Source organism: Pseudomonas sp. R15(2017), assembly GCF_002112685.1.
GTDB classification, from domain to species: domain Bacteria; phylum Pseudomonadota; class Gammaproteobacteria; order Pseudomonadales; family Pseudomonadaceae; genus Aquipseudomonas; species Aquipseudomonas glycinae.
Genome location: NZ_NEII01000009.1, coordinates 266,814 through 290,400, shown reverse-complemented (window position 1 = coordinate 290,400; position 23,587 = coordinate 266,814). Strand labels below are relative to the sequence as shown.

The following is a 23,587-nucleotide window of genomic DNA, read 5'->3' as shown; positions in this document are numbered from 1 at the left end:
AACGTCGTTATCTCTGTGCTGAACCTCTCGCTAGACTCGGGGCTCAACCAGGAGAATGTCGTCATGCACGAGTATCTGAGCCCCGGCCGCTTCATCGATAGTGACCACCCCTCGGTGGTGGAGTTCGCCGAGCAGCACCGTGGTGCCAGTCGCGATCCGCTCGCGCAGGCGATCAGTCTTTATTACGCAGTGCGCGAGGCGGTGCGTTACAACATGTACACCTTCAGCCGCGACCCGCAGACCTTGCGCGGCAGCTACGCGCTGGCGGCGGGTGAGAGTTATTGCGTGCCCAAGGCCACGTTGCTCGCCGGTTGCGCGCGCCATTGCGGGATCCCCGCGCGCATCGGCCTGGCGGATGTGAAAAATCATCTGTCGACGCCGCGTCTGCTTGAACTGCTGAGAAGCGAAGTGTTCGCCATGCATGGTTATACCGAGCTGTTTCTCAATGATCGCTGGGTCAAAGCCACCCCCGCGTTCAACCAGAAGCTCTGCGAAATGTTCAACGTTGCACCGCTGGAATTCGACGGCATGAACGACAGCGTTTTCCACCCGTACAACAGCGATGGCGCGCTGCTGATGGAGTACCTCGTCGATCACGGCCAGTTCGCTGATGTACCGGAATCTTTTTTCTTCGAACATCTGCAGAAATGTTATCCGCACCTGTTCAACGATCAGCAGACGCCCCTGTCCAGTGACATGCGTGGTGATGTCGGCCGCTTCTGATCCGGCGTATGCTGCCTGTCCATTTACTGGAAAAGAGGCGGACATGCTGAAGATCTGGGGTCGCAAGAATTCGTCGAATGTCAGAAAACCGTTGTGGGCGGCCGAAGAGCTCGGGCTGGCCTACGAGGCCATCGATGCCGGTGGCGCGTTTGGTGTGGTCGACACGCCGGAGTATCGGGCGATGAACCCGAACGGGCGGGTGCCGGTGATTCAGGACGACGGTTTCGTGTTGTGGGAATCGAATGCCATCGTGCGTTACCTGCTGGCAAAACATGCGGCCGATAGCTCGTGGTACCCGGCGGATCCGCAGACCCGCGCCACCGCCGACAAGTGGATGGACTGGACGACTTCCAGTTTTGCCGGACCGTTTCGCACGGTGTTCTGGGGCGTTTTGCGTACCCCGGCAGACAAGCAGGACTGGCCGGCAATCCATGCGGCGATCAAGGAGTGCGACAGCTTGCTGGCGATGGCCGATCAGGCGCTGAAGCACCAGCCGTATCTGTCCGGGAGTGAAATCGGCATGGGCGATATCCCGCTCGGCAGTTTCATTTATGCCTGGTTCGAGATGCCGATCGAACGCGCGCCACAGCCCAATCTCGAAGCCTGGTACGCGCGGTTGAAGCAGCGTCCGGCGTATCAGAAAGCCGTCATGACCGCGTTGACTTAATACCTACTATCGACACACTTGACTGTACTTGTGCGGCGACGGCAAGCACCATTGCGCTCGAGCGCTGCGGTTGTCTTCCTCGCCGCCGGCTTTTTATCAGTCCTTTTTTCCTTACTGGGTGCGTAAATCCGATATGAGTTCCGCTCTGTCCATCCGGCAGCTAACCAAAACCTACGGCAACGGGTTCCAGGCCTTGAGTGGTATCGATCTGGACGTCGCCGAAGGTGACTTCTTCGCATTGCTCGGCCCCAACGGCGCCGGCAAATCCACGACCATCGGCATTCTCTCGACCCTGGTCAACAAGACCAGCGGCACCGTGAACATCTTCGGCCACGACCTGGACAAGAACCCGGCGGCGCTCAAGCGCTCCATCGGCGTGGTGCCCCAGGAGTTCAACTTCAACCAGTTCGAAAAGACTTTCGACATCGTCGTGACCCAGGCCGGCTACTACGGCATTCCGGCAAGGATCGCCAAGGAGCGCGCCGAGCAATACCTGACTCAGCTCGGCCTGTGGGACAAGCGCGATGTGCCGTCGCGTTCGCTGTCCGGCGGCATGAAGCGTCGCTTGATGATCGCGCGGGCACTGGTGCATGAACCGCGTCTGCTGATCCTCGACGAGCCGACTGCCGGCGTCGACATCGAACTGCGTCGCTCGATGTGGACGTTCCTCACCGAACTGAACCAGAAAGGCATCACCATCATCCTCACCACCCACTACCTGGAGGAGGCTGAGCAGCTGTGCCGCAACATCGGCATCATCGACCACGGCACCATCGTCGAGAACACCAGCATGCGTCAGCTGCTCGGCCAGTTGCATGTGGAGACCTTCCTGCTGGACCTGAAGAACGACCTGAGCGCCGCGCCGCAACTGGCGGGCTACCCGGCGCGTCTGCTGGATGGCCATACCCTGGAAGTCCAGGTCGACAAGTCCGTGGGCATCACCGCGCTGTTCGGCCAACTGGCCCTGCAGAACATCGAAGTGCTGAGCCTGCGCAATAAAACCAATCGCCTCGAGGAGCTGTTCGTGTCCCTGGTGGAGAAAAATCTGTCGAAGGTGGCGGTATGAGTTCCGAGCTGCGCCCCAACCTCGTTGCCCTTAACACCATCGTTTACCGCGAAGTCAGACGCTTCACCCGGATCTGGCCGCAGACCCTGCTGCCGCCGGCGATCACCATGGTTCTGTATTTCGTGATCTTCGGTAACCTGATCGGCCGGCAGATCGGTGACATGGGTGGCTTCACCTACATGGAGTACATCGTGCCGGGTCTGATCATGATGTCGGTGATCACCAACTCCTACGGCAACGTGGTGTCGAGCTTCTTCGGCAGCAAGTTCCAGCGCTCCATCGAAGAACTGATGGTGTCGCCGGTGTCGCCGCACACGATCCTGATCGGTTACACGATCGGTGGCGTCTTGCGAGGCCTGATGGTGGGTGTGATCGTGACGATTCTGTCGTTGTTCTTCACCCATTTGCAGGTACACCATCTCGGTGTGACGGTGCTGGTGGTGGTGCTGACGGCGACGATCTTCTCGCTGCTCGGCTTCATCAACGCGGTATTTGCGCGCAACTTCGATGACATCTCGATCATCCCGACCTTCGTGCTGACCCCGCTGACCTACCTCGGTGGCGTGTTCTATTCGATCACCTTGCTGCCGCCGTTCTGGCAGACCGTGTCGCTGGCCAACCCGGTGCTGCACATGGTCAACGCCTTCCGTTACGGCATCCTTGGTGTGTCGGATATCCGTATCGGTATTGCGATCACCTTCATGCTGGTGGCAACCGTGGTGCTGTATTTCGGTTGTGCGCGGCTGCTGGTGAGCGGGCGCGGAATGCGCACCTGATTTCTTCAATGCTGCAATGAAAAACGGCCTCCCAAAGTGGAGGCCGTTTTGCATTCACGCCTGACGTCTTTTCTTGCGCCGCGCCCATTGCCGGGCCACCCACCAGCGCCAGTACATCATCACCAGACAGTAGGCGAGGGCGCCCAGTGCCAGCCCGACCACCACCGAACCCAGCAAGAACGGTTGCCACAGGGTCGAAAGCTCGCCGCTGATCCATTCCCAGGTCAATTCGTCGGGGAGCGTGCGGGCGGGCACATCCATCAGCCAGGCCCCGGCCTGATAAGTGCAGAAGAACACCGCCGGCATGGTGATCGGATTGGTCAGCCAGACCAGACTGACGGCAATCGGCATGTTGCCGCGCACCATGATCGCGAGGACGGCGGCCACCAGCATTTGTGCGGGAATCGGCAGGAACGCGGCGAACAGGCCAACGGCCATGGCGCGGGCCACCGAATGTCGGTTGAGGTGCCAGAGGTTCGGGTCATGCAGCAACGTGCCGAGAAAGCGTAAGGATTTGTGTTCCCTGATGCTCGTCGGGTCGGGCATGTAACGTTTGAATAAGCGCCGGGGCATAAGGCTTCTCGGTCGGTTAAGGCGGCAAGTATGTCTGGATTCCATGAACCGCCTATTCAGACTTTGTGACAATTGATAACGACGCCCGTGCCCGGCAACCGCTATGCCTGAAGGTGGGACTCTCAAGGACGGGCTTATGCGCACAGGGATGATGGCGCTGGCGGTCGGTCTGCTGGCCCCGGTTTTTTTACCGGCCTTGCCGCCGGTCGGGTTATTGCTGGTGTTGCCGTGGGTGGCGCTGATGCTGCTGCCGTTTCGCAGCTATCCACTGGCGTTTTTACTGCTTGGATTTACATGGGCGAGCTTCAGCGCGCAGCTGGCGATGGATGATCGACTACCTTCCCGGCTGGATGGCGAAACGCGCTGGGTGGAGGGGCGGGTCGTCGGCTTGCCGCAGAATGCCGAAGGTGTCGTGCGCTTCGAACTGGCCGATGCGCGTTCGCGTCACGAGAAACTGCCGTCGCTGATGCGTCTGGCCTGGTACGCCGGGCCTGAGGTCAAAAGTGGCGAACGCTGGCGACTGGCGGTCAAGCTCAAGCGTCCCGGCGGCCTGCTCAATCCGGATGCGTTCGATTACGAAGCCTGGCTGCTGGCGCAGCGCATCGGCGCCACCGGGACGGTGAAAGATGGCCAGCGTCTGGCGCCGGCGCAGTGGGCCTGGCGTGACAGCATCCGGCAGCGCCTGCTTGCAGTGGATGCCCAGGGACGCAACGGAGCCTTGGCTGCGCTGGTGCTCGGCGATGGTTCTGGGCTCAGTCGCGAGGACTGGCAGATCTTGCAGGACACCGGCACCGTGCACCTGCTGGTGATTTCCGGTCAGCACATCGGGCTGTTGGCGGCGTTGCTGTATGTGTTGGTCGCCGGGATGGCACGGGTCGGGATTTGGCCGCTGCGTTGGCCCTGGCTGCCCTGGGCGTGCGGTCTGGCATTCGCGGCGGCGCTGGGTTACGGCCTGCTGGCCGGGTTCGATGTGCCGGTGCGACGGGCCTGCGTGATGGTTGCGCTGGTGCTGCTGTGGCGATTGCGATTTCGCCATCTCGGTGCCTGGTGGCCGTTGCTGCTGGCCTTCAACGGCGTGTTGTTGATGGACCCGCTGGCCAGCTTGCGTCCGGGGTTGTGGCTATCCTTTATCGCGGTCGCCGTGCTGATCTTCACCTTCGGCGGCCGTCTGGGGCCGTGGCGCTGGTGGCAAACCTGGACGCGCGCGCAGTGGTTGATCGCGATCGGCTTGTGCCCGGTGCTGCTGGCGCTGAGTCTGCCGATCAGTCTCAGCGGGCCACTGGCCAATCTGCTGGCGGTGCCGTGGGTCAGTTTTGCGGTGTTGCCGCCGGCGTTGCTGGGCACATTGCTGCTGCCGATCCCTTATGTCGGGGAAGGGCTGCTGTGGCTGGCGGGCGGACTGATCGACGGGTTGTTCCGATCACTTGCCCTGATTGCCGGACGGTGGCCGGCGTGGGTTGCGGCGTCGATGCCGGGATGGGGTCTGGCGCTGGGCTGCATCGGTGCACTGCTGTTATTGCTGCCCCGAGGCGTTCCCCTGCGTCCCTTGGGCTGGCCGTTGCTGCTGGTGCTGGCATTTGCGCCCCGGGAACGACTGGCCGAAGGCGTGGCCGATGTCTGGCAACTGGACGTCGGCCAGGGCCTGGCGATAGTGGTCCGTACCCGGCATCACACTTTGCTGTACGACAGCGGCCCGCGCTTCGGTGACTTTGATGCAGGCGAGCGGGTGGTGCTGCCGGCCTTGCACAAACTGGGCGTAAACCACCTCGACCTGATGCTGCTCAGCCATGCCGATGCCGATCACGCGGGGGGAGCACTGGCCGTGGCGAAAGGCCTGCCGGTCAGCTTCGTCATCAGCGGCGACCCGCCGGGTCTGCCCGAAGCGCTCAACGCCGAGGCCTGTGAAACCGGGCGGCAATGGCAGTGGGACGGCGTGGCCTTTCATCTATGGCAATGGGCTGACGCCCATGACAGCAACCAGCGTTCCTGCGTGTTGCAGATCGAAGCCAATGGCGAACGGTTGCTGCTGACCGGCGACATCGACAGCGTCGCTGAACGGGACCTGCTCAACAGCGTGCTGGCAGTTCCCACTCAGTGGCTGCAAGCCCCGCACCATGGCAGCCGCAGTTCCTCATCGATGGCCTTGCTCAAGGTTTTGCAGCCTCATGCCGTGCTGATTTCCCGGGGGCAGGGCAATTCGTTCGGCCACCCGCACCCGACGGTCATCGCCCGCTATCGCAAACAGGGCATACATATCCATGACAGCGCCGAGCAGGGTGCCATTCATCTGCAACTGGGGCGGTTTCAGTCGGCCCGGTCGATGCGTCAACAACGCCGCTTCTGGCGCGCCCCGCCGTTGCCGGGGGCGGAGTACCGTTGAGCACGGTCGTCGGGGCGACGAGTCTTTATCGCGAACCGGTATGGTAAAGTGGCGCACTTTTTCGAGGGGGCTGTCACTGTGTGGGAATTGGTCAAATCCGGCGGCTGGATGATGTTGCCGATCATTCTGAGTTCCATCGCCGCCATGGCGATCGTCGCCGAGCGCCTGTGGACCCTGCGCGCCAGTCGCGTCACCCCTGAGCATTTGCTGGGTCAGGTCTGGGTCTGGATCAAGGACAAGCAGCTCAACAAGGAAAAACTCAAGGAATTGCGCGCCAACTCGCCGCTGGGGGAAATCCTCGCCGCGGGTCTGGCCAACTCCAAGCATGGTCGCGAGATCATGAAAGAGTGCATCGAAGAGGCCGCCGCCCGGGTCATTCACGAGCTCGAACGCTACGTCAGCGCGCTGGGCACCATTGCCGCCATGTCGCCGCTGTTGGGTCTGCTGGGTACGGTGCTGGGCATGATCGACATTTTCAGCGCCTTCACCGGTTCCGGCATGAGCACCAATGCAGCGGTGCTGGCCGGCGGTATTTCCAAGGCGCTGATCACCACTGCTGCGGGCCTGATGGTCGGTATTCCGGCAGTGTTCTTCCACCGTTTCCTGCAACGCCGCATCGATGAACTGGTGGTGGGCATGGAACAGGAAGCGATCAAACTGGTGGAAGTGGTGCAGGGCGACCGTGACGTCGATCTGGCCGGGGGCAAAGCGTGAAATTCCGTCGCAAGCCCCGGGAAACGATCGACATCAACCTCGCGTCGCTGATCGACGTGGTGTTCATCCTGTTGCTGTTTTTCGTCGTGACTACGACCTTCACCCGCGAAACCCAGTTGCGCGTCGATCTGCCGGAAGCGGTCAGCGGCTCGCCGGCCGAGGATCAGCAGGTCAAGCAACTGGACGTGGCCATCAGCGCCGAAGGCGTGTTCTCGGTGAACAACAGGATTCTGCCGAAAAACGATCTGGCCACCCTGATGGAAGCCATGCAGAAAGAATCCAACGGCGACACCAACATGCCGTTGTCGATCAGTGCTGACGGCAAGGCTCAGCATCAATCCGTGATCACCGCCATGGACGCGGCCGGCAAGCTCGGTTTCAGCCATCTGCGCATGACCACGGTCGAGGCGGCGCCCAAATCCTGATGGCCATGTCCGATCGTCTGCTCGCCGCTTGGTATCAGGGGCACCCGGCCCTGACGCTGTTGCGGCCGCTGGAGTGGCTGTACCGCCGCGTCGTGGCCGGCAAGCGTCAGCGTTTTCTCGATGGCCAAGGTGAGATCTACCAGTCGCCGGTGCCGGTGGTCGTGGTTGGCAATATCACTGTCGGCGGCACCGGCAAGACCCCGATGATCCTGTGGCTGATCGAGCACTGCCGACGCCACGGGCTGCGGGTCGGTGTGGTCAGTCGTGGTTACGGCGCCAAACCGGCGCAACTGCCATGGCGAGTCCAGGCCGATCAGACTGCCGACATCGCCGGCGACGAACCTTTGCTGATCGTGCAGCGCACCGGCGTACCGTTGATGATCGATCCCGATCGCAGCGCCGCTGTCAGGGCCTTGCTGGACAGCGAGCCGCTGGACCTGATCCTGTCCGATGACGGCATGCAGCATTACCGCCTCGCGCGGGATCTGGAACTGGTGCTGATCGACGCCGCCCGAGGGCTTGGCAACCGGCGCTGTCTGCCCGCCGGCCCCCTGCGCGAACCGGCCGAGCGCCTGCAAAGCGTTGACGGTGTGCTGTTCAACGGCGCCCTTGAGGATCGCGACGGCGGTTTTGCTTTCCGTCTGCAACCTTCGACGCTGGTCAATCTGCACAGCGGTGAACGCAAGCCGCTCGATCATTTTCCGCCCGGTCAGGCCGTGCACGCGGTCGCCGGGATCGGCAACCCGCAACGTTTCTTCAATACCCTCGAAGCGCTAGACTGGCGGCCTGTGCCCCACGCCTTCGCCGACCACGCCGAATACAGCGTGCAGGCCTTGAGTTTCACGCCGTCATTGCCGGTGGTGATGACTGAGAAGGACGCGGTGAAGTGCCGTGCCTTCGCCGCCGTCGACTGGTGGTACCTGGCGGTCGATGCCGTGCCGTCGCCGGCCTTTGTGGCCTGGTTCGACACACAGTTGATGCGCCTGTTGCCGGATCGTCTTTTGCCTTAATCCGTTTTTATCCAGGGAATGTTCATGGACACCAAATTGCTCGACATCCTCGCCTGCCCGGTCTGCAAAGGCCCGCTCAAGCTCAGCGCCGACAAGACCGAACTGATCAGCAAGGGCGCCGGTCTGGCGTACCCGATCCGCGACGGCATCCCGGTGATGCTGGAAAGCGAAGCCCGCACCCTGACCACCGACGAGCGTCTGGATAAATGACCACCGCCTTCACCGTTGTCATCCCGTCACGTTATGCCTCGACCCGTCTGCCGGGCAAACCGCTGCTGGACATCGCCGGCAAGCCGATGATCCAGCACGTCTGGGAACAGGCCAGCAAAAGCAGCGCCAGCCGTGTGGTTGTGGCGACCGACGATGCGCGCATCGTCGAGGCCTGCAAGGCCTTTGGCGCCGAAGTGGTGCTGACCCGTGAAGATCACAACTCCGGCACTGATCGTCTGGCCGAAGTGGCTGCGAAGCTGGGTCTGGAGCCGGATGCCATCGTGGTCAACGTGCAGGGTGACGAACCGTTGATCCCGCCGAGCGTGATCGATCAGGTCGCCGCGAATCTTGCGGCCCACACCGAAGCGCGCATGGCCACTCTGGCCGAGCCGATCGAAGACGTGGAAACCCTGTTCAACCCGAACGTGGTCAAGGTTGTCAGCGACCTCAACGGTCTGGCGCTGACCTTCAGTCGCGCGACCCTGCCTTGGGCCCGCGATGCCTTCGCCGAGAGCCGCGACGTGCTGCCGGAAGGCGTGCCATACCGTCGTCACATCGGCATTTATGCCTACCGCGCCGGTTTCCTTCAGGACTTTGTGAGCTGGGGCCCGTGCTGGCTGGAAAACACCGAATCCCTCGAACAGCTGCGTGCGCTGTGGCACGGCGTGCGGATTCATGTGGGTGACGCGTTGATCGCGCCGCCGACCGGGGTCGACACCGCCGAAGACCTCGAGCGCGTCCGTCGCCTGCTGGAGGCCTGATGCGCGTTCTGTTCGTGTGCCTGGGCAATATCTGCCGTTCGCCCACAGCCGAAGGCGTGTTGCGCCACAAGTTGCGCGAAGCAGGGCTGGCGGATCAGGTCGAAGTGGCCTCCGCCGGCACCGGTGACTGGCACGTCGGCAATCCGCCGGACAAGCGCAGTCAGGCTGCGGCCAAGTTGCGTGGTTATGACCTGTCGGCGCAGCGCGCGCAGCAGGTCAGCCGCGCCGATTTCGCCAGTTACGACCTGATCCTTGCCATGGACAACAGCAACCTGCGCAACCTCAAGGCCTTGCAGCCGTCCACCGGCAAGGCCGAGCTGGACCTGTTTCTGCGCCGCTATGCAGGCGTGGTCGACGAGGTGCCGGATCCGTATTACGACGGCGATCAGGGTTTCGAGCAGGTGCTGGATCTGATCGAGCGTGCCTGCGATCAGCTGTTGATCGAAGTGAAGGGGCGGTTATGAGTTTGCAGATACAGCCGCAGGTTTCCCTGAAACCCTTCAACACCTTCGGCGTCGACGTTCGCGCGCAGCTGTTTGCCGAAGCCCACAGTGACGCCGATGTGCGCGAAGCCCTGGCTTACGCGGCTGCTCACGACGTGCCGTTGCTGGTGATTGGCGGCGGCAGCAACCTGTTGCTCACGGCGGACATCCCGGCGCTGGTGCTGCGCATGGCCAGTCGAGGCATCCGCGTCATCAGCGACGACGGCAACCGCGTGTTGATCGAAGCTGAAGCTGGCGAGCCTTGGCATCCGTTTGTGCAGCACACGCTGGCGCAGGGTTTTTCCGGGCTGGAGAATCTCAGCCTGATCCCCGGCACTGTCGGCGCCGCGCCGATGCAGAACATCGGTGCCTACGGTGTCGAGATCAAGGATGTGTTCGCCGGCCTGACGGCGCTGGATCGCCAGACCGGCGAGCTACGTGACTTCAGCTTGGAGGAATGCCGGTTCGCCTACCGCGACAGCGTGTTCAAACAGCAGCCGGGTCGTTGGTTGATCCTGCGAGTGCGTTTCGCATTGAATCGAGTCGCGCATCTGCACCTGGAATACGGCCCGGTGCGTCAGCGTCTGACCGAGCAGGGCATCGAGCAGCCGACGCCGACGGATGTCAGCCGCGCCATTTGCAGCATCCGCAGTGAAAAACTGCCGGACCCGGCGGTACTCGGCAATGCCGGCAGCTTCTTCAAGAACCCGCTGGTGTCGGCGGCCGTGGTCGCACAGATCAAGGCGCAACACCCGGATCTGGTGGCCTACGCGCAACCGGACGGGCAGATGAAACTGGCGGCGGGCTGGTTGATCGAGCGAGCGGGCTGGAAAGGTTTCCGCGAGGCCGATGCCGGCGTGCATAAATTGCAGGCGCTGGTGCTGGTCAACTACGGCGCGGCGACCGGGCTGCAATTGCTCGATCTGGCCCAGCGCATCCAGAAAGACATTGCAGAACGTTTCAATGTCGAGCTGGAAATGGAGCCCAATCGCTATTGAGGCTACGCTTTCAAGTCTGGACCCAAAGCCCTGCACTATTTAAAAAAGTGCAGGGCTTTTTTGTTAATCGCGGGTTAACGTAGCCAGCTAACGATACCAACCATTTGCTCCACCAAAGGCCCGGTGCAGACGTTCCCGTCGGCACAAGAGAGCCTGATTAGCCTGAGCCGATCTGCGCGAACCACTACCGTCCCTGCGGTGGCAGATGGCTCGACCCCATAACCTCCAAGAATATGCGGGCGTGCCCATGATTACCCTGAAACTCAATGGTCAAGATCATCCACTCGATGTCACCGAGGACATGCCACTGTTGTGGGCGATCCGTGACGTCGCTGGCTACAACGGCACCAAGTTCGGCTGCGGCATGGGCCTGTGCGGTGCATGCACCATTCATATCGACGGCGCGCCGGCGCGCAGTTGCATCACCCCGATCGGTTCGGTGGTCGGGCAGAACGTGACCACCATCGACAACCTGCATGCCGACCCGGTCGGTCAGATCGTTCAGCAAGCCTGGCTCGACACCGCCGTGGCCCAATGTGGTTACTGCCAGGGCGGGCAGATCATGTCCGCCACCGCGTTGCTCAAGACCAACCCGAACCCGAGCGACGAGCAGATCGAAGAGGCGATGGTCGGCAACATCTGCCGCTGCGGCACCTACAACCGGATCAAGACCGCGATCCGTCAGGCATCCACTCATCTGAAGGAGGCCAAGGCATGAGCCGTCTACCGAACGATTTCGCCCTGAGCAACCTGAGTCGTCGGGGCTTCCTCAAGGGCGTCGGTGCCACCGGGGCGTTGGTGCTGGCGGCGAGCTGGGGCTGGCAGGATGCGCTGGCCGAAGACAAGCCCAAGAAGTTTGGCGCCGACGGCATGCCGAACGGCTGGATCGACGATCCGAAGGTCTACGTCAGCATTGCCGCCGACGGTACGGTGACCGTGGTCTGTAACCGTTCGGAAATGGGCCAGGGCGTGCGCACCAGCCTGACCATGGTGGTTGCCGATGAGCTGGAAGCCGACTGGGCGCACGTCAAGGTTCAGCAGGCGCCGGGTGATGAAGTGCGCTTCGGCAACCAGGACACTGACGGCTCGCGCAGCATGCGTCACTGGTACGAACCGATGCGCCGTTGCGGCGCCGCCGCCCGGACCATGCTGGAACAAGCGGCCGCCGCCCAGTGGAAGGTGCCGGTCGGCGAATGTCGCGCGCAACTGCATAAAGTCATTCACACACCTTCCGGGCGCGAGCTGGGTTACGGTGAGCTGGCCGCTGCGGCCAGTGCGCTGACGGTGCCGCCCCGTGACAGCCTGCGGCTCAAGCAGTCGTCGGAATTCCGTTACATCGGCAAGGAAGGCACCAAGGCCATCGACGGTGCCGACATCGTCAATGGTCGCGCGGTTTACGGCGCCGACGTGCATTTCGACGGCATGTTGTTTGCGGTGATTGCGCGTCCGGCGGTGTACGGTGGCAAGGTCAAGTCGGTGGACGACAGCGCCGCGCTGAAAGTGCCGGGCGTCCTCAAAGTCATCCAGATCGAACCCCGGCCATTGCCTTCGGAATTCCAGCCGTTGGGTGGCGTGGCCGTGGTGGCCAGCAACACCTGGGCGGCGTTGAAGGGCCGCGAAGCGCTGAAGATCGAGTGGGACGATGGCCCGAACGCCACTTATGACTCGGTCGCCTATCGCAAGGAGATCGAAGCTGCTTCGCTGAAACCGGGCAAAGTGGTGCGCAACACCGGCGACATCGACAAAGCCATCGCCGGTGCCGCCAGCACGCTGGAAGCCTCTTATTACTTGCCGCATCTGGCACAGGCGCCGATGGAGCCGATGGTCGCCATCGCCCGTTACAAGGATGGCACCTGCGAGGCCTGGGCACCGAGCCAGGCGCCGCAGGTCACCCGCGAGCGGATCGCCGAACGCCTGGGGCTGCCGTTCGATAACGTCACCTTCAATGTCACGCTGTTGGGCGGTGGTTTCGGCCGCAAGTCCAAACCGGACTTCGTCGTTGAAGCGGCCGTGCTCGCCAAGGAATTCCCTGGCAAGGCAGTGCGCGTGCAATGGACCCGGGAAGACGACATCCACAACTCGTATTTCCACACCGTATCCGCCGAATACCTCAAGGCCGGCGTCGGCAAGGACGGCTTGCCGTCTGCCTGGTTGCACCGCACGGTGGCGCCGAGCATCACCGCGCTGTTTGCGCCGGGCATGAACCACGAAGCCGCGTTCGAGCTGGGCATGGGCTTCACCAACATGGCCTACGCGATTCCCAACGTGCGCCTGGAAAACCCTGAGGCCACGGTGCACACGCGGGTGGGCTGGTATCGCTCGGTGTCGAACATTCCCCATGGTTTTGCGATTCAGAGCTTTGTCGACGAACTGGCGCACAAGGCCAAGGAAGATCCGCTCAAGTATCAGATCAAGTTGCTCGGCCCGGATCGGCAGATCGACCCGCGTACGCTCAGTGAAGAATGGAACTACGGCGAATCTCCCGAGCGTTATCCGATCGACACCGGGCGCATGCGCACCGTGCTCGAAACCGCGGCCAAGGCGGCGGGTTGGGGGCGTCAACTGCCTAAAGGCCGTGGTCTCGGATTGGCGGTGCATTACAGCTTCGTCACCTACGTGGCGGCGGTGATCGAAGTCGAGGTCAAGGACGACGGCACATTGATCGTGTACAAGGCCGATATCGCCGTGGATTGCGGCCCGCAGATCAACCCGGAGCGGATCCGTTCGCAGTTCGAGGGCGCCTGTGTGATGGGCCTGGGTAATGCCGTGTGGGGCGAAATCAGCTTCAAGGACGGCAAGGTGCAACAGGACAACTTCCATATGTATGAAGTGGCACGCATGTCGCTGGCGCCGAAGGAAGTCGCGGTGCATCTGGTGACCCCGCCGGGTGAAGTGCCGCTGGGTGGTGTCGGTGAGCCCGGCGTGCCTCCGATCGCTCCGGCGCTGTGCAACGCGATCTTCGCCGCCACCGGTCAGCGCATCCGTAACCTGCCGGTGCGTTACCAGTTGCAGGGCTGGCAGAAGGCGCAAGCGTGATGGACAGCGCCGATCTGAATGTCCTGCGCAGTGTGCTCGAATGGCGTCGCGCCGGGCAGCGAGTGATGTTGTTCAGTGTCGTGCAGACCTGGGGCACCGCGCCCCGGGCGCCCGGCGCAATGCTCGCGTTGCGCGAAGATGGCGTGGTGATCGGCTCGGTGTCCGGCGGTTGCGTCGAGGACGATCTGATCGCCCGGCTGCACGACGGACGGATTCCCGCCGACGGGCCGCCGGTGCAGTTGATCACCTACGGCGTGACGCAGGAAGAGGCGGCGCGTTTCGGCCTGCCGTGCGGCGGCACTCTGCGCCTGACCGAGGAGCGAGTCGGCGATCCGGCGTGGGTCGCCGAGTTGCTGGATCGCTGCGAAGCCCACGAAATCGTCGCTCGCGAGCTGAACATCGGCACTGGCGAGGTGGTGCTGCGACCGGCCGGCAAGACTGACACCTTGAGCTTCGACGGCCAGACCCTGCGCGCCATCTATGGCCCACGCTGGCGCCTGCTGTTGATCGGCGCCGGACAGTTGTCACGGTATGTGGCCGAGATGGCGCGGCTGCTGGATTTCGAAGTGCTGATCTGTGATCCGCGCACCGAATTCGTCTATGGCTGGGAAGAGCAGCATGGGCGGTTTGTGCCCGGTATGCCGGATGAAGCGGTGCTGAACATCCAGACCGATGAACGCACGGCGATTGTCGCGCTGACTCACGATCCACGGCTGGACGACATGGCGCTGCTCACGGCGCTCGACTCCAAGGCGTTCTACGTCGGCGCACTCGGCTCACGGGTCAACAGCCGCAAGCGTCGGGAAAACCTGGCTGAGCTAGGCTTGTCGGAAGCGGCCATCGCCCGTTTGCACGGGCCGATCGGTTTGCATATTGGCAGCCATTCCCCGGCGGAAATCGCCTTGTCGCTGTTGGCGGAAATCGTCGCGATCAAGAATGGTGTCGAGCTCAAGCAGAAGAAAACAGTGGAGAGCGTATGAGCCGATCCATCGGAGTGATTGTGCTGGCGGCGGGCGAGGGCAGGCGCTTTCGCGAGGTGGCAGGCGTTGACAAGGACAAGCTGCTGGCCGATTGCACCGGGCGCGATGGCGCGGTGCGTTCGGTGGTCGAGCAGGTGCTGGTGAATCTGCCGGCGAGTCTCGACAAGCGAGTGCTGGTGACGACTGAGGCGCGGCCGCAGGCGATGCGTATGGCGCAGGCTTATGGGTGTGACATTGTCTCGATCGAGTCCACCGGAATGGGCGACAGCATCGCGGCGGGTGTGGCGGCTTGCCCGGATGCCGATGGCTGGCTGATTGTGCTGGGCGACATGCCGTTCATCCTGCCGTCGAGCATTGAGCGGGTTGTGGCGGCGATTGCCGAGGATGCGGTCAGCGTACCGACGTTGAACGGTGATTATGGGCATCCGGTCGGGTTTGGTCGTTCGTTCGGAGCGGGGCTGATGGCTTTGTCCGGTGACCGGGGCGCCAGGCCATTGTTCAAGCAGGGGCGTGTGGTGGAAGTGGTGGTAGATGATCCCGGCGTTCTGTGGGATATCGATGTGCCACAAGCGCTGGTTTTCCCTCAAGTTTGAAGTACGCACAGATTCCTGTGGGAGCGGGCTTGCCCGCGATGGCGGAGTGTCAGGTAGTGGAACAGGTATAGACAGACCGCTATCGCGAGCAAGCTCGCACCCACAATTGAGTTGTGTGAATTTTGAGGCATAAAAAAGCCCCGCCTGGATTACCAGGCGGGGCTTTTTAGTGGCTTTTGGAATCAGACGAGGGGTTTAGGCTCGTGTTCTTTTTCCTGGGCCTCTTCGTGTTGCTCGACCGCTTCCTGAACGGAGCGTGGTGCCTCGGCAATCACAGCTTCAACGGCAACTTCCTCAGCGACCGGGGCAGGAGCAGCCTCGACCACTTCGGCAGTTGGAGCAGCAGCGGCGGCGGCAGCCAGCTCGGCTTCCTTCTGCAGACGCTCTTCTTCACGCTTGCGACGACGCACTTCACGCGGATCGTTCGGTGCGCGGCCGCTTGGGGTCAGGGCGCTGACCGGGGCGACGACTGGAGCCGCTTCAACTACCGGGGCAGGTGCTTCGGCGACAACTGGCGCTTCAACCACAGGGGCTTCAACGACCGGTGCCGGTTCGGCAACCACCACTGGCTCGGCAGCCTTGGCTTCTTCAACAACAGGCGCTTCAACAGCAGGCGCTGGTGTTTCAGCGACAGCCGGCTCGGCTACCCAGTTGAACGCGGTTTGTTCTTCGCGAACTTCACGTACGGTTTCGGTTACGGTTTCGACAGCCGACTCTTCAGCAATCACGGGAGCTTCGAAGGTCGCGGCAGGTTCGGCAGCGACTTCAACCTGAGGCTGAGCTTCGCGAACCGGAGCCACTTCGACTTCCGGAGCAGCCTTCGCTTGGACTGGCGTGGTCGCTTCAACAACCGGCGCTTCAACTGGAGCACTTTCCAGCGTGGCAGCAGTGGCGCGTTCAGCTTGCTCGTGAGCCTGAGCTTCGGCTGGAGCGCTGATCACGGTGCTGGCAACCGCTGCGGTGACGGCCAGGCCGGCGGCCAGATCGGCTGTGCTCGGTTGTGCGGCTTCAGTGTTCTCTGCGGACTCTTCCGAACCTTCGATCACGTTGCCGTTGGCATCACGCTGACGCTCGCGACGGTTGCTGCGACGACGCTGACCACGGGAGCGGCGGCGTGGACGATCGCCTTCGGCGTTCTCCGAACCGTCTTCCGGCAGTTGCTCTTCGTTGGTGTGGGTTTCTTCTTCGGCGACAGCGGCAGCGGCCTGTTCGGCACGCGGTTGACGCTCTTCGCGCGGAGGACGTGGTGCACGTTCTTCACGCGGCTGACGGGCCGGACGCTCTTCAGCGGTGGCGGCAGCAGCAACGGCCGGAGCGGCATCCAGCGGCTCGCGCAGTTCACGTACGCGTTCTTCACGCTCGCCACGCGGCTTGCGATCTTCACGCGGAGCACGTGGTGCACGTTCTTCACGAGGGGCGCGTGGTGCGCGTTCTTCGCGGGCTACCGGCGCTTCGTCACGGGATTCGCGTGGCTCGCGGACTTCACGTGGCTCGCGCGGTTGACGCTCTTCACGCGGCTCGCGTGGGGCGCGCTCTTCACGCGGTGCACGTTCTTCGCGCGGTTTGCGTTCTTCATCGCGGCGACCGTTACGGTTACGGCTCTGCTGACGACCGTTGCGACGCTCTTCGTTGCGGGCCGGACGCTCGGTGGCAGGTTTTTCAACCACCACCGGAGCAACTGGCTCTTCCTTGGTGGCGAACAGGCTGACCAGCGACTTCACCAGGCCTTTGAACAGGCTTGGCTCTGGCGCGGCAACCGGAGCAGGTGCCGCGGCCGGTGCGGCGACTTCGGTCGGAACCGGAGCGTTGGCGCGAGCCGGAGCGGTCTTGACCGCGGCTTCCTGGCGAACCAGGGTGCGGGTCGCGGCGGCTGGCTGAACGTCTTCGACATCGGCAGCGGCGGCAGCGATTTCGTAGCTGGACTGGTTGGTCGCGGCTTCCGGGCTGTCATCACGCAGACGCTGAACTTCGAAATGCGGGGTTTCGAGGTGATCGTTCGGCAGGATGACAATGCGGGCGCGGGTGCGCAGTTCGATCTTGGTGATCGAGTTGCGTTTTTCGTTGAGCAGGAACGCGGCCACCGGGATCGGCACTTGAGCGCGAACTTCGGCGGTGCGGTCTTTCAGGGCTTCTTCTTCGATCAGGCGCAGGATCGCCAGGGACAGCGATTCGACGTCACGGATGATGCCGGTGCCGCTGCAACGCGGGCAGACAATGCCGCTGCTTTCGCCCAGCGAAGGACGCAGGCGCTGACGGGACATTTCCAGCAGGCCGAAGCGCGAGATGCGACCGATCTGCACGCGGGCGCGGTCGGCTTCCAGGCATTCGCGGACTTTCTCTTCCACGGCACGCTGGTTCTTGGCAGGGGTCATGTCGATGAAGTCGATGACGATCAGGCCGCCGATGTCGCGCAGGCGCAACTGACGGGCGATTTCTTCGGCGGCTTCAAGGTTGGTCTGCAGGGCGGTTTCTTCGATGTCGCTGCCTTTGGTGGCGCGCGCCGAGTTGATGTCGATGGACACCAGGGCTTCGGTCGGATCGATGACGATGGAGCCGCCGGACGGCAGTTCGACGACGCGCTGGAAAGCGGTCTCGATCTGGCTTTCGATCTGGAAACGGTTGAACAGCGGAACGCTGTCTTCATACAGCTTGATCTTGCTGGCGTACTGCGGCATCACCTGACGGATGAAGGTCAGGGCTTCGTCCTGGGCTTCAACGCTGTCGATCAGCACTTCGCCGATGTCCTGGCGCAGGTAATCGCGGATGGCGCGGATGATCACGTTGCTTTCCTGGTAGATCAGGAATGGCGCGGAACGATCCAGCGAAGCTTCTTTGATGGCTGTCCACAGTTGCAGCAGGTAATCGAGGTCCCACTGCATTTCTTCGCTGCTGCGGCCAAGGCCTGCAGTGCGCACGATCAGGCCCATGTCGGCTGGAGCAACCAGACCGTTCAGCGCTTCACGCAGTTCGTTGCGTTCTTCGCCTTCGATGCGACGGGAGATGCCGCCGGCACGCGGGTTGTTCGGCATCAGTACGAGGTAACGACCGGCCAGGCTGATGAAGGTGGTCAGGGCTGCGCCCTTGTTGCCACGTTCTTCTTTTTCGACCTGAACGATGACTTCCTGGCCTTCGCTCAGGACGTCCTTGATATTGACGCGGCCTTCAGGGGCTTTCTTGAAGTATTCGCGGGAGATTTCTTTGAGGGGCAGGAAGCCGTGGCGCTCGGAGCCGAAATCGACAAAGGCAGCCTCAAGGCTTGGTTCGATGCGAGTGATGCGGCCTTTATAGATGTTGGCCTTTTTCTGCTCGCGTGCACCGGATTCGATGTCCAGGTCGTAGAGGCGCTGGCCATCTACCAGTGCAACACGCAACTCTTCGGGTTGAGTTGCGTTAATCAGCATTCTTTTCATGTAGTACCGTCGGTTTCCGGGCTGCCGGAAACGGCGTTCGGCACACACGACTTCTCACGGTCGGTGTCAGGTGCGTCGGGAGTGGTTGGCCATTCCCGTGTCCAGCGATGTCCGGCCAATTGGGCCGTTATCGCGACGTACGCGTCCTGCTTGCTGTGGCTACTTAAGCACTCAGTCAGGAGGAGGAATCAACCGGTGGCTGTGGACGAGATGAAGCGTCTTGATAAAGCCTGTTGTTACACAGTCCAGCGGTTGTGCATCTCCACCCTACACGTATCCCTGATAATTCGGGTGCTGCCGCGCGCAGAATCCGCAGCGGGTTGGCATTTACCGTGAGCTCCGAAAGGGGAGGTCACGCATCATGGCTAATTCAGGCGGTGTTTCCGGAGCCTTCGCTCGGGGTCATCCGCGGCTGACTGCACTTTGTGAACTGGCCGTGAATATGGCTCGCGTGGCGAGTGAAAACTCTGCTTTGCGGCGTGATTCAGGCCTCATGTCACCTGCGCTTGTTACAGCTGCAAACTCCACCGTTACGTAGCAAAAGCCCCGTAGGACGGCCTCGCGTCCTGGTGAATTGCGTTGGTCAGGGCCGGTTTTTGACCGTGGTTCCGCTGTCCAGGCCGCTTTTGGCGGCGTTCGCGACTATAGCAGCAATGATTAAGTGCTTCAATTCCATAAAAAATTGTTATTATCCGCGCCATGACGACTACTGCCCCCTCGACTCCAGGCGTTCAACTGCTTGAGGTCTCGCCGGAATATGCCGGCCAACGAATCGACAATTTCCTCCTCGCCCGGCTCAAAGGCGTGCCCAAGACTTTGATTTACCGCATTTTGCGCAAAGGCGAAGTGCGAGTGAACAAGGGTCGGATCAAGCCCGAATACAAGCTGCAGGCTGGCGATATCGTGCGCGTGCCGCCGGTTCGCGTGCCTGAGCGTGACGAACCGGTGCCTTTGGCCCAAGGCCTGTTGCAGCGTCTGGAGGCCTCGATTGTCTACGAAGACAAGGCTCTGATTGTGATCAACAAGCCCGCCGGGATTGCGGTTCACGGTGGCAGCGGCCTGAATTACGGTGTTATCGAAGCCTTTCGTCAGTTGCGCCCCGATGCCAAGGAGCTCGAGCTGGTCCACCGCCTCGATCGTGATACCTCCGGTCTGCTGATGATCGCCAAGAAGCGCAGCATGCTGCGTCACTTGCATGCCGCGTTGCGCGGTGACGGTGTCGACAAGCGCTACATGGCCCTGGTTCGCGGCAATTGGGCGACCTCGATCAAGCAAGTCCGTGCGGCGCTCGGCAAGAGCAATCTGCGCTCCGGTGAGCGTATGGTCGAGGTCGACGAGGAGGAGGGCAAGGAGTCTGTGACCGTGTTCAAGGTCCTGCGTCGCTTTGGCGATTTTGCCACTTTGATCGAGGCCAAGCCGATTACCGGTCGCACGCACCAGATCCGCGTCCACACGTTGCACGCCGGACACTGCATTGCCGGTGACACCAAATACGGCGATGACAATTTCAGTAAGGAAATCCGTGATCTGGGCGGCAAGCGCCTGTTCCTGCACGCCTACATGCTGACCGTGCCGCTGCCCGACGGCGGTGAGCTCAAGTTGCAGGCGCCGGTCGATGAAATGTGGGCCAAGACTGTGGAGCGATTGAGTGCGCCCATCTGATTACAAGCTGCTGATTTTTGATTGGGACGGCACGCTGGCCGATTCCATTCATCGGATTGTCGAGGCGATGCACTCGGCGTCCGGGCGTTCAGGTTTCGAGTTGCGTGATGATTTTGCCGTCAAAGGCATTATCGGTCTGGGCTTGCCCGAGGCGATCCGCACGCTGTATCCCGAAATCAGTGATGCCGAAATGACCTTGTTCCGCGAGTATTACGCCGATCACTACATCGCTGCAGAAGCCGTACCTTCGCCGTTGTTCGAAGGCGTAGTCGAGTCGATGGCGTCCTTTCGCGAGCAGGGCTATCACTTGGCTGTCGCGACCGGCAAGAATCGTCGCGGGCTGGATCGGGTGCTCAAGGCCAATGGCTGGGAAGATTATTTCGATATCACCCGTGCTGCCGATGAAACTGCAAGCAAGCCGCACCCTCTGATGCTGGAGCAGATCCTCGCTCACTGCGGTGTGCGTGCCGAGCAGGCGCTGATGGTCGGTGACTCGTCCTTCGATCTGTTGATGGCGCGCAATGCGGGGATGGATTCGGTGGCGGTCAGCTATGGCGCGCAATCGATCGAATCGCTGCAACAGTTCGCGCCGCGACTGTCGATCGACCATTTTTCCGAATTGCACGCCTGGCTGGGGCAGCAGGCTTAATACGTTTTTGCTGGGGTGGATGGCATGACCGACGAATGGAAAGCACCGGACAAGGCAACTGCCGACGACGGTGATGCGAAAAGCTGGAAGCTGCTGGAAAAGACTCTGCTGGCCGGCGTGCAGGAACAGCGTCGTTCGCGCCGCTGGGGCATCTTCTTCAAGCTGTTGACCTTTATTTATCTGTTTGTTGCGTTGATTCTGTTTACGCCGTTGATGGATATGGAAAAAAGCGCCACCCGCAGTGGCAACTACACCGCATTGATCGACGTTACCGGCATGATCGCTGATAAAGAACCTGCCAGTGCCGACAATATCGTAGGTAGTCTGCGCGCGGCGTTCGACGACAAGAAGGTCAAGGGCGTAATCCTGCGCATCAATAGTCCGGGCGGCAGTCCGGTGCAGTCGGGCTATGTGTATGACGAGATCAAGCGCCTGCGCGGTCTGCATCCCGACACCAAGCTGTACGCGGTGATTTCCGATCTGGGCGCTTCCGGTGCCTATTACATTGCCAGTGCAGCGGATCAGATCTATGCCGACAAGGCCAGTCTGGTGGGTTCCATTGGTGTGACGGCAGCCGGTTACGGCTTTGTCGGCACCATGGAGAAGCTTGGTGTCGAGCGCCGCACTTACACTTCCGGCGAGCACAAGGCTTTCCTCGATCCGTTCCAGCCGCAGAAGCCGGAAGAGACGGCGTTCTGGCAAAGTGTCCTGGATACCACGCACAAGCAGTTCATCAACAGCGTCAAGCAGGGGCGTGGCGATCGACTGAAGGACAAGGAGCATCCGGAGCTGTTCTCCGGGCTGGTCTGGTCGGGTGAGCAAGCGTTACCGCTGGGCTTGATCGATGGCTTGGGCAATGCGAGTTCGGTGGCGCGTGATGTGATTGGCGAAAAAGAGCTGGTGGACTTCACCGTTCAGGAATCGCCGTTCGACCGTTTCTCGAAAAAGCTTGGAGCAAGCGTTGCCGAAAAACTGGCAATGTGGATGGGTTTCAACGGCCCGTCGTTACGCTGATCGAATGCTGCAAGAAAAACCGGCCTGAGGGCCGGTTTTTTGTGGGTCAGGGAATCTGTACGCCTTCCGCCAGCAGCATGTCGATCAGACGAATCAGCGGCAAGCCGATCAGGCTGGTGGCGTCCGGGCCTTCGGTTGATTGAAACAGGCTCACGCCCAGTCCTTCGGCCTTGAAGCTGCCGGCGCAGTCGTAGGGCTGCTCGGCGTGCAGGTAGCGTTCGACGCGGGCCTGATCCAGTACGCGCATGTGCACGGTGAAGGGCACGCAGTCGACCTGGCAGTGGCCGGTCTGGCTGTTGAGCAGGGCCAGTCCAGTGAGGAAGGTTACGCTGGAGCCGCTGGCGGCCATCAGTTGTTCGCGGGCGTTTTCGAAGGTGTGTGGCTTGCCGATGATGCGCTCGCCGAGTACCGCAACCTGATCGGAACCGATGATCAGATGAGCGGGGTGGCTGTCGGCCAGGGCTCGGGCCTTTTGTTCGGCGAGGCGCTTGACCAGCTCGATTGCCGACTCATTCGGGCGATGGCTTTCATCGATATCCGGCGAGCTGCAGACGAACGGCAGGCGCAGGCGGCTGAGCAATTCCCGACGATAGGTCGAGCTTGAAGCGAGTAATAAAGGCAGCATTCGCATCTCCAGAGGCAGGCGACAGATTCTAGCGGAGCCGCGCAAGTGACGGACAGGGCACAATTTCCTTTGACATGGGTGGGTGCATCCCTATAATGCTGCGCCTATGTTGAATGACCCGATTCCACCTCACGTTGACCCGCGCAAATTGGCTGACCGTGGCACCACCCTTCAAGGTGAACTGCTGCTGGCCGATTTGAAGAGACTCTGCGACCCGCTTTCCGACGATGTCGGTACGGTGCAGGCCAAATTCGTTTTTGAACGAGATGAACGTAAATCTGTGGTGATCCACAGCTTTATCGACACCGAAGTCAAAATGGTTTGCCAGCGTTGTCTTGAGCTGGTCACCCTGCCGATCCACAGCGAATGCAGTTACGCTGTAGTGAAGGAGGGTGCGAATACCCAGTCGTTGCCGAAAGGTTATGACGTGCTGGAACTGGGCGAAGATCCATTGGATCTGCAGTCACTGATCGAGGAGGAGCTTCTGCTCGCCTTGCCCATTGTGCCTGCTCATCATCCGGAAGAATGCCAGCAGCCGGCGGGAGCAGATGAGCCCGAACCGAGCGAGGACGAGGTAACGCGGTCCAACCCGTTCAGTGTATTGGCGCAGTTAAAGCGTGACCCAAACGTTTAGGAGTTAATCAATTATGGCTGTTCAGCAGAACAAAAAATCCCGCTCTGCCCGTGACATGCGCCGTTCGCACGACGCTCTTGAGGCTAGCACCCTGTCTGTAGAAAAAACCACTGGTGAAGTTCACCTGCGTCACCACGTATCGCCAGAAGGCGTATACCGTGGCCGTAAAGTGATCGACAAGGGCGCTGACGAGTAATCA

24 protein-coding genes are annotated in these 23,587 nt (G+C 61.6%); 21 read left to right on the top strand and 3 right to left on the bottom strand.

What is annotated here, in order from left to right; all coding sequences use genetic code 11:
* Nucleotides 1–63 precede the first annotated feature (63 nt).
* From CAF77_RS19985 to CAF77_RS19970, 4 genes are all read left to right on the top strand, one after another.
* Complete coding sequence (locus CAF77_RS19985) at nucleotides 64–723, top strand: transglutaminase family protein (protein ID WP_041475400.1); 660 nt, start codon at nucleotides 64–66, stop codon at nucleotides 721–723.
* A 43-nt stretch (nucleotides 724–766) separates the two neighbouring features.
* Nucleotides 767–1,390, top strand: a complete 624-nt coding sequence (locus tag CAF77_RS19980) for a glutathione S-transferase family protein (RefSeq protein ID WP_085655175.1) — start codon at nucleotides 767–769, stop codon at nucleotides 1,388–1,390.
* Between the two features lie 133 nt (nucleotides 1,391–1,523).
* On the top strand, nucleotides 1,524–2,456 hold the full coding sequence (locus tag CAF77_RS19975) for an ABC transporter ATP-binding protein (protein WP_011335454.1): 933 nt from the start codon (nucleotides 1,524–1,526) through the stop codon (nucleotides 2,454–2,456).
* Entirely contained in the window at nucleotides 2,453–3,232 is a 780-nt protein-coding gene (locus CAF77_RS19970; protein ID WP_011335453.1) for an ABC transporter permease, read from the top strand. The genes CAF77_RS19975 and CAF77_RS19970 overlap by 4 nt, the downstream gene beginning before the upstream one ends.
* A 54-nt stretch (nucleotides 3,233–3,286) precedes the next feature.
* On the opposite strand, the gene CAF77_RS19965 is transcribed toward CAF77_RS19970, so the two are convergent.
* Nucleotides 3,287–3,805: a DUF2062 domain-containing protein gene (locus tag CAF77_RS19965; RefSeq protein WP_007950764.1), complete on the bottom strand. Its 519-nt coding sequence runs from the start codon at nucleotides 3,803–3,805 to the stop codon at nucleotides 3,287–3,289.
* A gap of 136 nt (nucleotides 3,806–3,941) precedes the next feature.
* Between CAF77_RS19965 and CAF77_RS19960 the strand changes: the two genes are divergently transcribed.
* The 12 genes from CAF77_RS19960 (at nucleotide 3,942) to CAF77_RS19905 (ending at nucleotide 15,394) form a co-directional block, all read left to right on the top strand.
* Complete coding sequence (locus tag CAF77_RS19960; protein WP_085655174.1) at nucleotides 3,942–6,185, top strand: DNA internalization-related competence protein ComEC/Rec2; 2,244 nt, start codon at nucleotides 3,942–3,944, stop codon at nucleotides 6,183–6,185.
* A 78-nt stretch (nucleotides 6,186–6,263) separates the two neighbouring features.
* Nucleotides 6,264–6,899 carry a MotA/TolQ/ExbB proton channel family protein gene (locus CAF77_RS19955; RefSeq protein ID WP_170928977.1) on the top strand — a complete coding sequence of 212 codons (636 nt, stop codon included), beginning with the start codon at nucleotides 6,264–6,266 and terminating at the stop codon, nucleotides 6,897–6,899.
* The gene (locus CAF77_RS19950) at nucleotides 6,896–7,324 is read left to right on the top strand and encodes a biopolymer transporter ExbD (RefSeq protein WP_064383505.1); all 429 of its coding nucleotides are present in this window, start codon (nucleotides 6,896–6,898) and stop codon (nucleotides 7,322–7,324) included. Before CAF77_RS19955 ends, CAF77_RS19950 begins: the two co-directional genes overlap by 4 nt.
* Nucleotides 7,324–8,334, top strand: a complete 1,011-nt coding sequence (lpxK, locus tag CAF77_RS19945; protein WP_064383502.1) for a tetraacyldisaccharide 4'-kinase — start codon at nucleotides 7,324–7,326, stop codon at nucleotides 8,332–8,334. The genes CAF77_RS19950 and lpxK overlap by 1 nt, the downstream gene beginning before the upstream one ends.
* A gap of 24 nt (nucleotides 8,335–8,358) precedes the next feature.
* Nucleotides 8,359–8,544, top strand: coding sequence for a Trm112 family protein (locus CAF77_RS19940; RefSeq protein ID WP_003179363.1), 186 nt, complete (start codon nucleotides 8,359–8,361; stop codon nucleotides 8,542–8,544).
* Entirely contained in the window at nucleotides 8,541–9,305 is a 765-nt protein-coding gene (kdsB, locus tag CAF77_RS19935) for a 3-deoxy-manno-octulosonate cytidylyltransferase (RefSeq protein ID WP_085655172.1), read from the top strand. The genes CAF77_RS19940 and kdsB overlap by 4 nt, the downstream gene beginning before the upstream one ends.
* Entirely contained in the window at nucleotides 9,305–9,769 is a 465-nt protein-coding gene (locus CAF77_RS19930) for a low molecular weight protein-tyrosine-phosphatase (RefSeq protein ID WP_007950772.1), read from the top strand. The genes kdsB and CAF77_RS19930 overlap by 1 nt, the downstream gene beginning before the upstream one ends.
* Nucleotides 9,766–10,785 (top strand): UDP-N-acetylmuramate dehydrogenase, encoded by a 1,020-nt coding sequence (murB, locus tag CAF77_RS19925; RefSeq protein WP_085655171.1) that lies wholly within the window; start codon nucleotides 9,766–9,768, stop codon nucleotides 10,783–10,785. The genes CAF77_RS19930 and murB overlap by 4 nt, the downstream gene beginning before the upstream one ends.
* 247 nt (nucleotides 10,786–11,032) lie before the next feature.
* A complete protein-coding gene (locus tag CAF77_RS19920; RefSeq protein ID WP_039770687.1) occupies nucleotides 11,033–11,503 on the top strand; it encodes a (2Fe-2S)-binding protein in 471 nt (156 codons plus the stop codon).
* Complete coding sequence (locus tag CAF77_RS19915) at nucleotides 11,500–13,821, top strand: xanthine dehydrogenase family protein molybdopterin-binding subunit (RefSeq protein WP_085655170.1); 2,322 nt, start codon at nucleotides 11,500–11,502, stop codon at nucleotides 13,819–13,821. Before CAF77_RS19920 ends, CAF77_RS19915 begins: the two co-directional genes overlap by 4 nt.
* Complete coding sequence (locus CAF77_RS19910) at nucleotides 13,821–14,801, top strand: XdhC family protein (RefSeq protein WP_064383496.1); 981 nt, start codon at nucleotides 13,821–13,823, stop codon at nucleotides 14,799–14,801. Before CAF77_RS19915 ends, CAF77_RS19910 begins: the two co-directional genes overlap by 1 nt.
* Complete coding sequence (locus tag CAF77_RS19905; RefSeq protein WP_064383494.1) at nucleotides 14,798–15,394, top strand: nucleotidyltransferase family protein; 597 nt, start codon at nucleotides 14,798–14,800, stop codon at nucleotides 15,392–15,394. The genes CAF77_RS19910 and CAF77_RS19905 overlap by 4 nt, the downstream gene beginning before the upstream one ends.
* 182 nt (nucleotides 15,395–15,576) lie before the next feature.
* On the opposite strand, the gene rne is transcribed toward CAF77_RS19905, so the two are convergent.
* A complete protein-coding gene (gene rne / locus CAF77_RS19900) occupies nucleotides 15,577–18,804 on the bottom strand; it encodes a ribonuclease E (protein ID WP_085655169.1) in 3,228 nt (1,075 codons plus the stop codon).
* 699 nt (nucleotides 18,805–19,503) lie between these two features.
* Between rne and rluC the strand changes: the two genes are divergently transcribed.
* Genes rluC through sppA form a run of 3 tightly spaced genes read left to right on the top strand, consistent with a single transcriptional unit; the run spans nucleotide 19,504 to nucleotide 22,129 of the window.
* Nucleotides 19,504–20,466, top strand: a complete 963-nt coding sequence (rluC, locus tag CAF77_RS19895; protein ID WP_011335441.1) for a 23S rRNA pseudouridine(955/2504/2580) synthase RluC — start codon at nucleotides 19,504–19,506, stop codon at nucleotides 20,464–20,466.
* Nucleotides 20,453–21,115: an HAD-IA family hydrolase gene (locus CAF77_RS19890; RefSeq protein WP_064383488.1), complete on the top strand. Its 663-nt coding sequence runs from the start codon at nucleotides 20,453–20,455 to the stop codon at nucleotides 21,113–21,115. The genes rluC and CAF77_RS19890 overlap by 14 nt, the downstream gene beginning before the upstream one ends.
* A gap of 24 nt (nucleotides 21,116–21,139) precedes the next feature.
* Nucleotides 21,140–22,129, top strand: coding sequence for a signal peptide peptidase SppA (sppA, locus tag CAF77_RS19885; RefSeq protein ID WP_085655168.1), 990 nt, complete (start codon nucleotides 21,140–21,142; stop codon nucleotides 22,127–22,129).
* Nucleotides 22,130–22,175: 46 nt separating this feature from the next.
* On the opposite strand, the gene CAF77_RS19880 is transcribed toward sppA, so the two are convergent.
* Entirely contained in the window at nucleotides 22,176–22,754 is a 579-nt protein-coding gene (locus tag CAF77_RS19880; protein WP_085655167.1) for a nucleoside triphosphate pyrophosphatase, read from the bottom strand.
* Nucleotides 22,755–22,860: 106 nt separating this feature from the next.
* Here CAF77_RS19880 and CAF77_RS19875 point away from each other — a divergent pair, with 106 nt between their 5' ends.
* Entirely contained in the window at nucleotides 22,861–23,388 is a 528-nt protein-coding gene (locus CAF77_RS19875) for a YceD family protein (RefSeq protein WP_003204262.1), read from the top strand.
* Between the two features lie 13 nt (nucleotides 23,389–23,401).
* Nucleotides 23,402–23,584, top strand: a complete 183-nt coding sequence (gene rpmF / locus CAF77_RS19870) for a 50S ribosomal protein L32 (RefSeq protein ID WP_003179396.1) — start codon at nucleotides 23,402–23,404, stop codon at nucleotides 23,582–23,584.
* Nucleotides 23,585–23,587 lie beyond the last annotated feature (3 nt).

What these genes read in the sequence shown, in the direction of transcription:
- CAF77_RS19985 (WP_041475400.1), top strand. Translation starts at nt 64, where the DNA reads ATGCACGAGTATCTGAGCCCCGGCCGCTTCATCGATAGTGACCACCCC.
- CAF77_RS19980 (WP_085655175.1), top strand. Translation starts at nt 767, where the DNA reads ATGCTGAAGATCTGGGGTCGCAAGAATTCGTCGAATGTCAGAAAACCG.
- CAF77_RS19975 (WP_011335454.1), top strand. Translation starts at nt 1,524, where the DNA reads ATGAGTTCCGCTCTGTCCATCCGGCAGCTAACCAAAACCTACGGCAAC.
- CAF77_RS19970 (WP_011335453.1), top strand. Translation starts at nt 2,453, where the DNA reads ATGAGTTCCGAGCTGCGCCCCAACCTCGTTGCCCTTAACACCATCGTT.
- CAF77_RS19965 (WP_007950764.1), bottom strand. Translation starts at nt 3,805, where the DNA reads ATGCCCCGGCGCTTATTCAAACGTTACATGCCCGACCCGACGAGCATC.
- CAF77_RS19960 (WP_085655174.1), top strand. Translation starts at nt 3,942, where the DNA reads ATGCGCACAGGGATGATGGCGCTGGCGGTCGGTCTGCTGGCCCCGGTT.
- lpxK (WP_064383502.1), top strand. Translation starts at nt 7,324, where the DNA reads ATGGCCATGTCCGATCGTCTGCTCGCCGCTTGGTATCAGGGGCACCCG.
- CAF77_RS19940 (WP_003179363.1), top strand. Translation starts at nt 8,359, where the DNA reads ATGGACACCAAATTGCTCGACATCCTCGCCTGCCCGGTCTGCAAAGGC.
- kdsB (WP_085655172.1), top strand. Translation starts at nt 8,541, where the DNA reads ATGACCACCGCCTTCACCGTTGTCATCCCGTCACGTTATGCCTCGACC.
- CAF77_RS19930 (WP_007950772.1), top strand. Translation starts at nt 9,305, where the DNA reads ATGCGCGTTCTGTTCGTGTGCCTGGGCAATATCTGCCGTTCGCCCACA.
- murB (WP_085655171.1), top strand. Translation starts at nt 9,766, where the DNA reads ATGAGTTTGCAGATACAGCCGCAGGTTTCCCTGAAACCCTTCAACACC.
- CAF77_RS19920 (WP_039770687.1), top strand. Translation starts at nt 11,033, where the DNA reads ATGATTACCCTGAAACTCAATGGTCAAGATCATCCACTCGATGTCACC.
- CAF77_RS19915 (WP_085655170.1), top strand. Translation starts at nt 11,500, where the DNA reads ATGAGCCGTCTACCGAACGATTTCGCCCTGAGCAACCTGAGTCGTCGG.
- CAF77_RS19910 (WP_064383496.1), top strand. Translation starts at nt 13,821, where the DNA reads ATGGACAGCGCCGATCTGAATGTCCTGCGCAGTGTGCTCGAATGGCGT.
- CAF77_RS19905 (WP_064383494.1), top strand. Translation starts at nt 14,798, where the DNA reads ATGAGCCGATCCATCGGAGTGATTGTGCTGGCGGCGGGCGAGGGCAGG.
- rne (WP_085655169.1), bottom strand. Translation starts at nt 18,804, where the DNA reads ATGAAAAGAATGCTGATTAACGCAACTCAACCCGAAGAGTTGCGTGTT.
- rluC (WP_011335441.1), top strand. Translation starts at nt 19,504, where the DNA reads ATGACGACTACTGCCCCCTCGACTCCAGGCGTTCAACTGCTTGAGGTC.
- sppA (WP_085655168.1), top strand. Translation starts at nt 21,140, where the DNA reads ATGACCGACGAATGGAAAGCACCGGACAAGGCAACTGCCGACGACGGT.
- CAF77_RS19880 (WP_085655167.1), bottom strand. Translation starts at nt 22,754, where the DNA reads ATGCTGCCTTTATTACTCGCTTCAAGCTCGACCTATCGTCGGGAATTG.
- CAF77_RS19875 (WP_003204262.1), top strand. Translation starts at nt 22,861, where the DNA reads ATGTTGAATGACCCGATTCCACCTCACGTTGACCCGCGCAAATTGGCT.
- rpmF (WP_003179396.1), top strand. Translation starts at nt 23,402, where the DNA reads ATGGCTGTTCAGCAGAACAAAAAATCCCGCTCTGCCCGTGACATGCGC.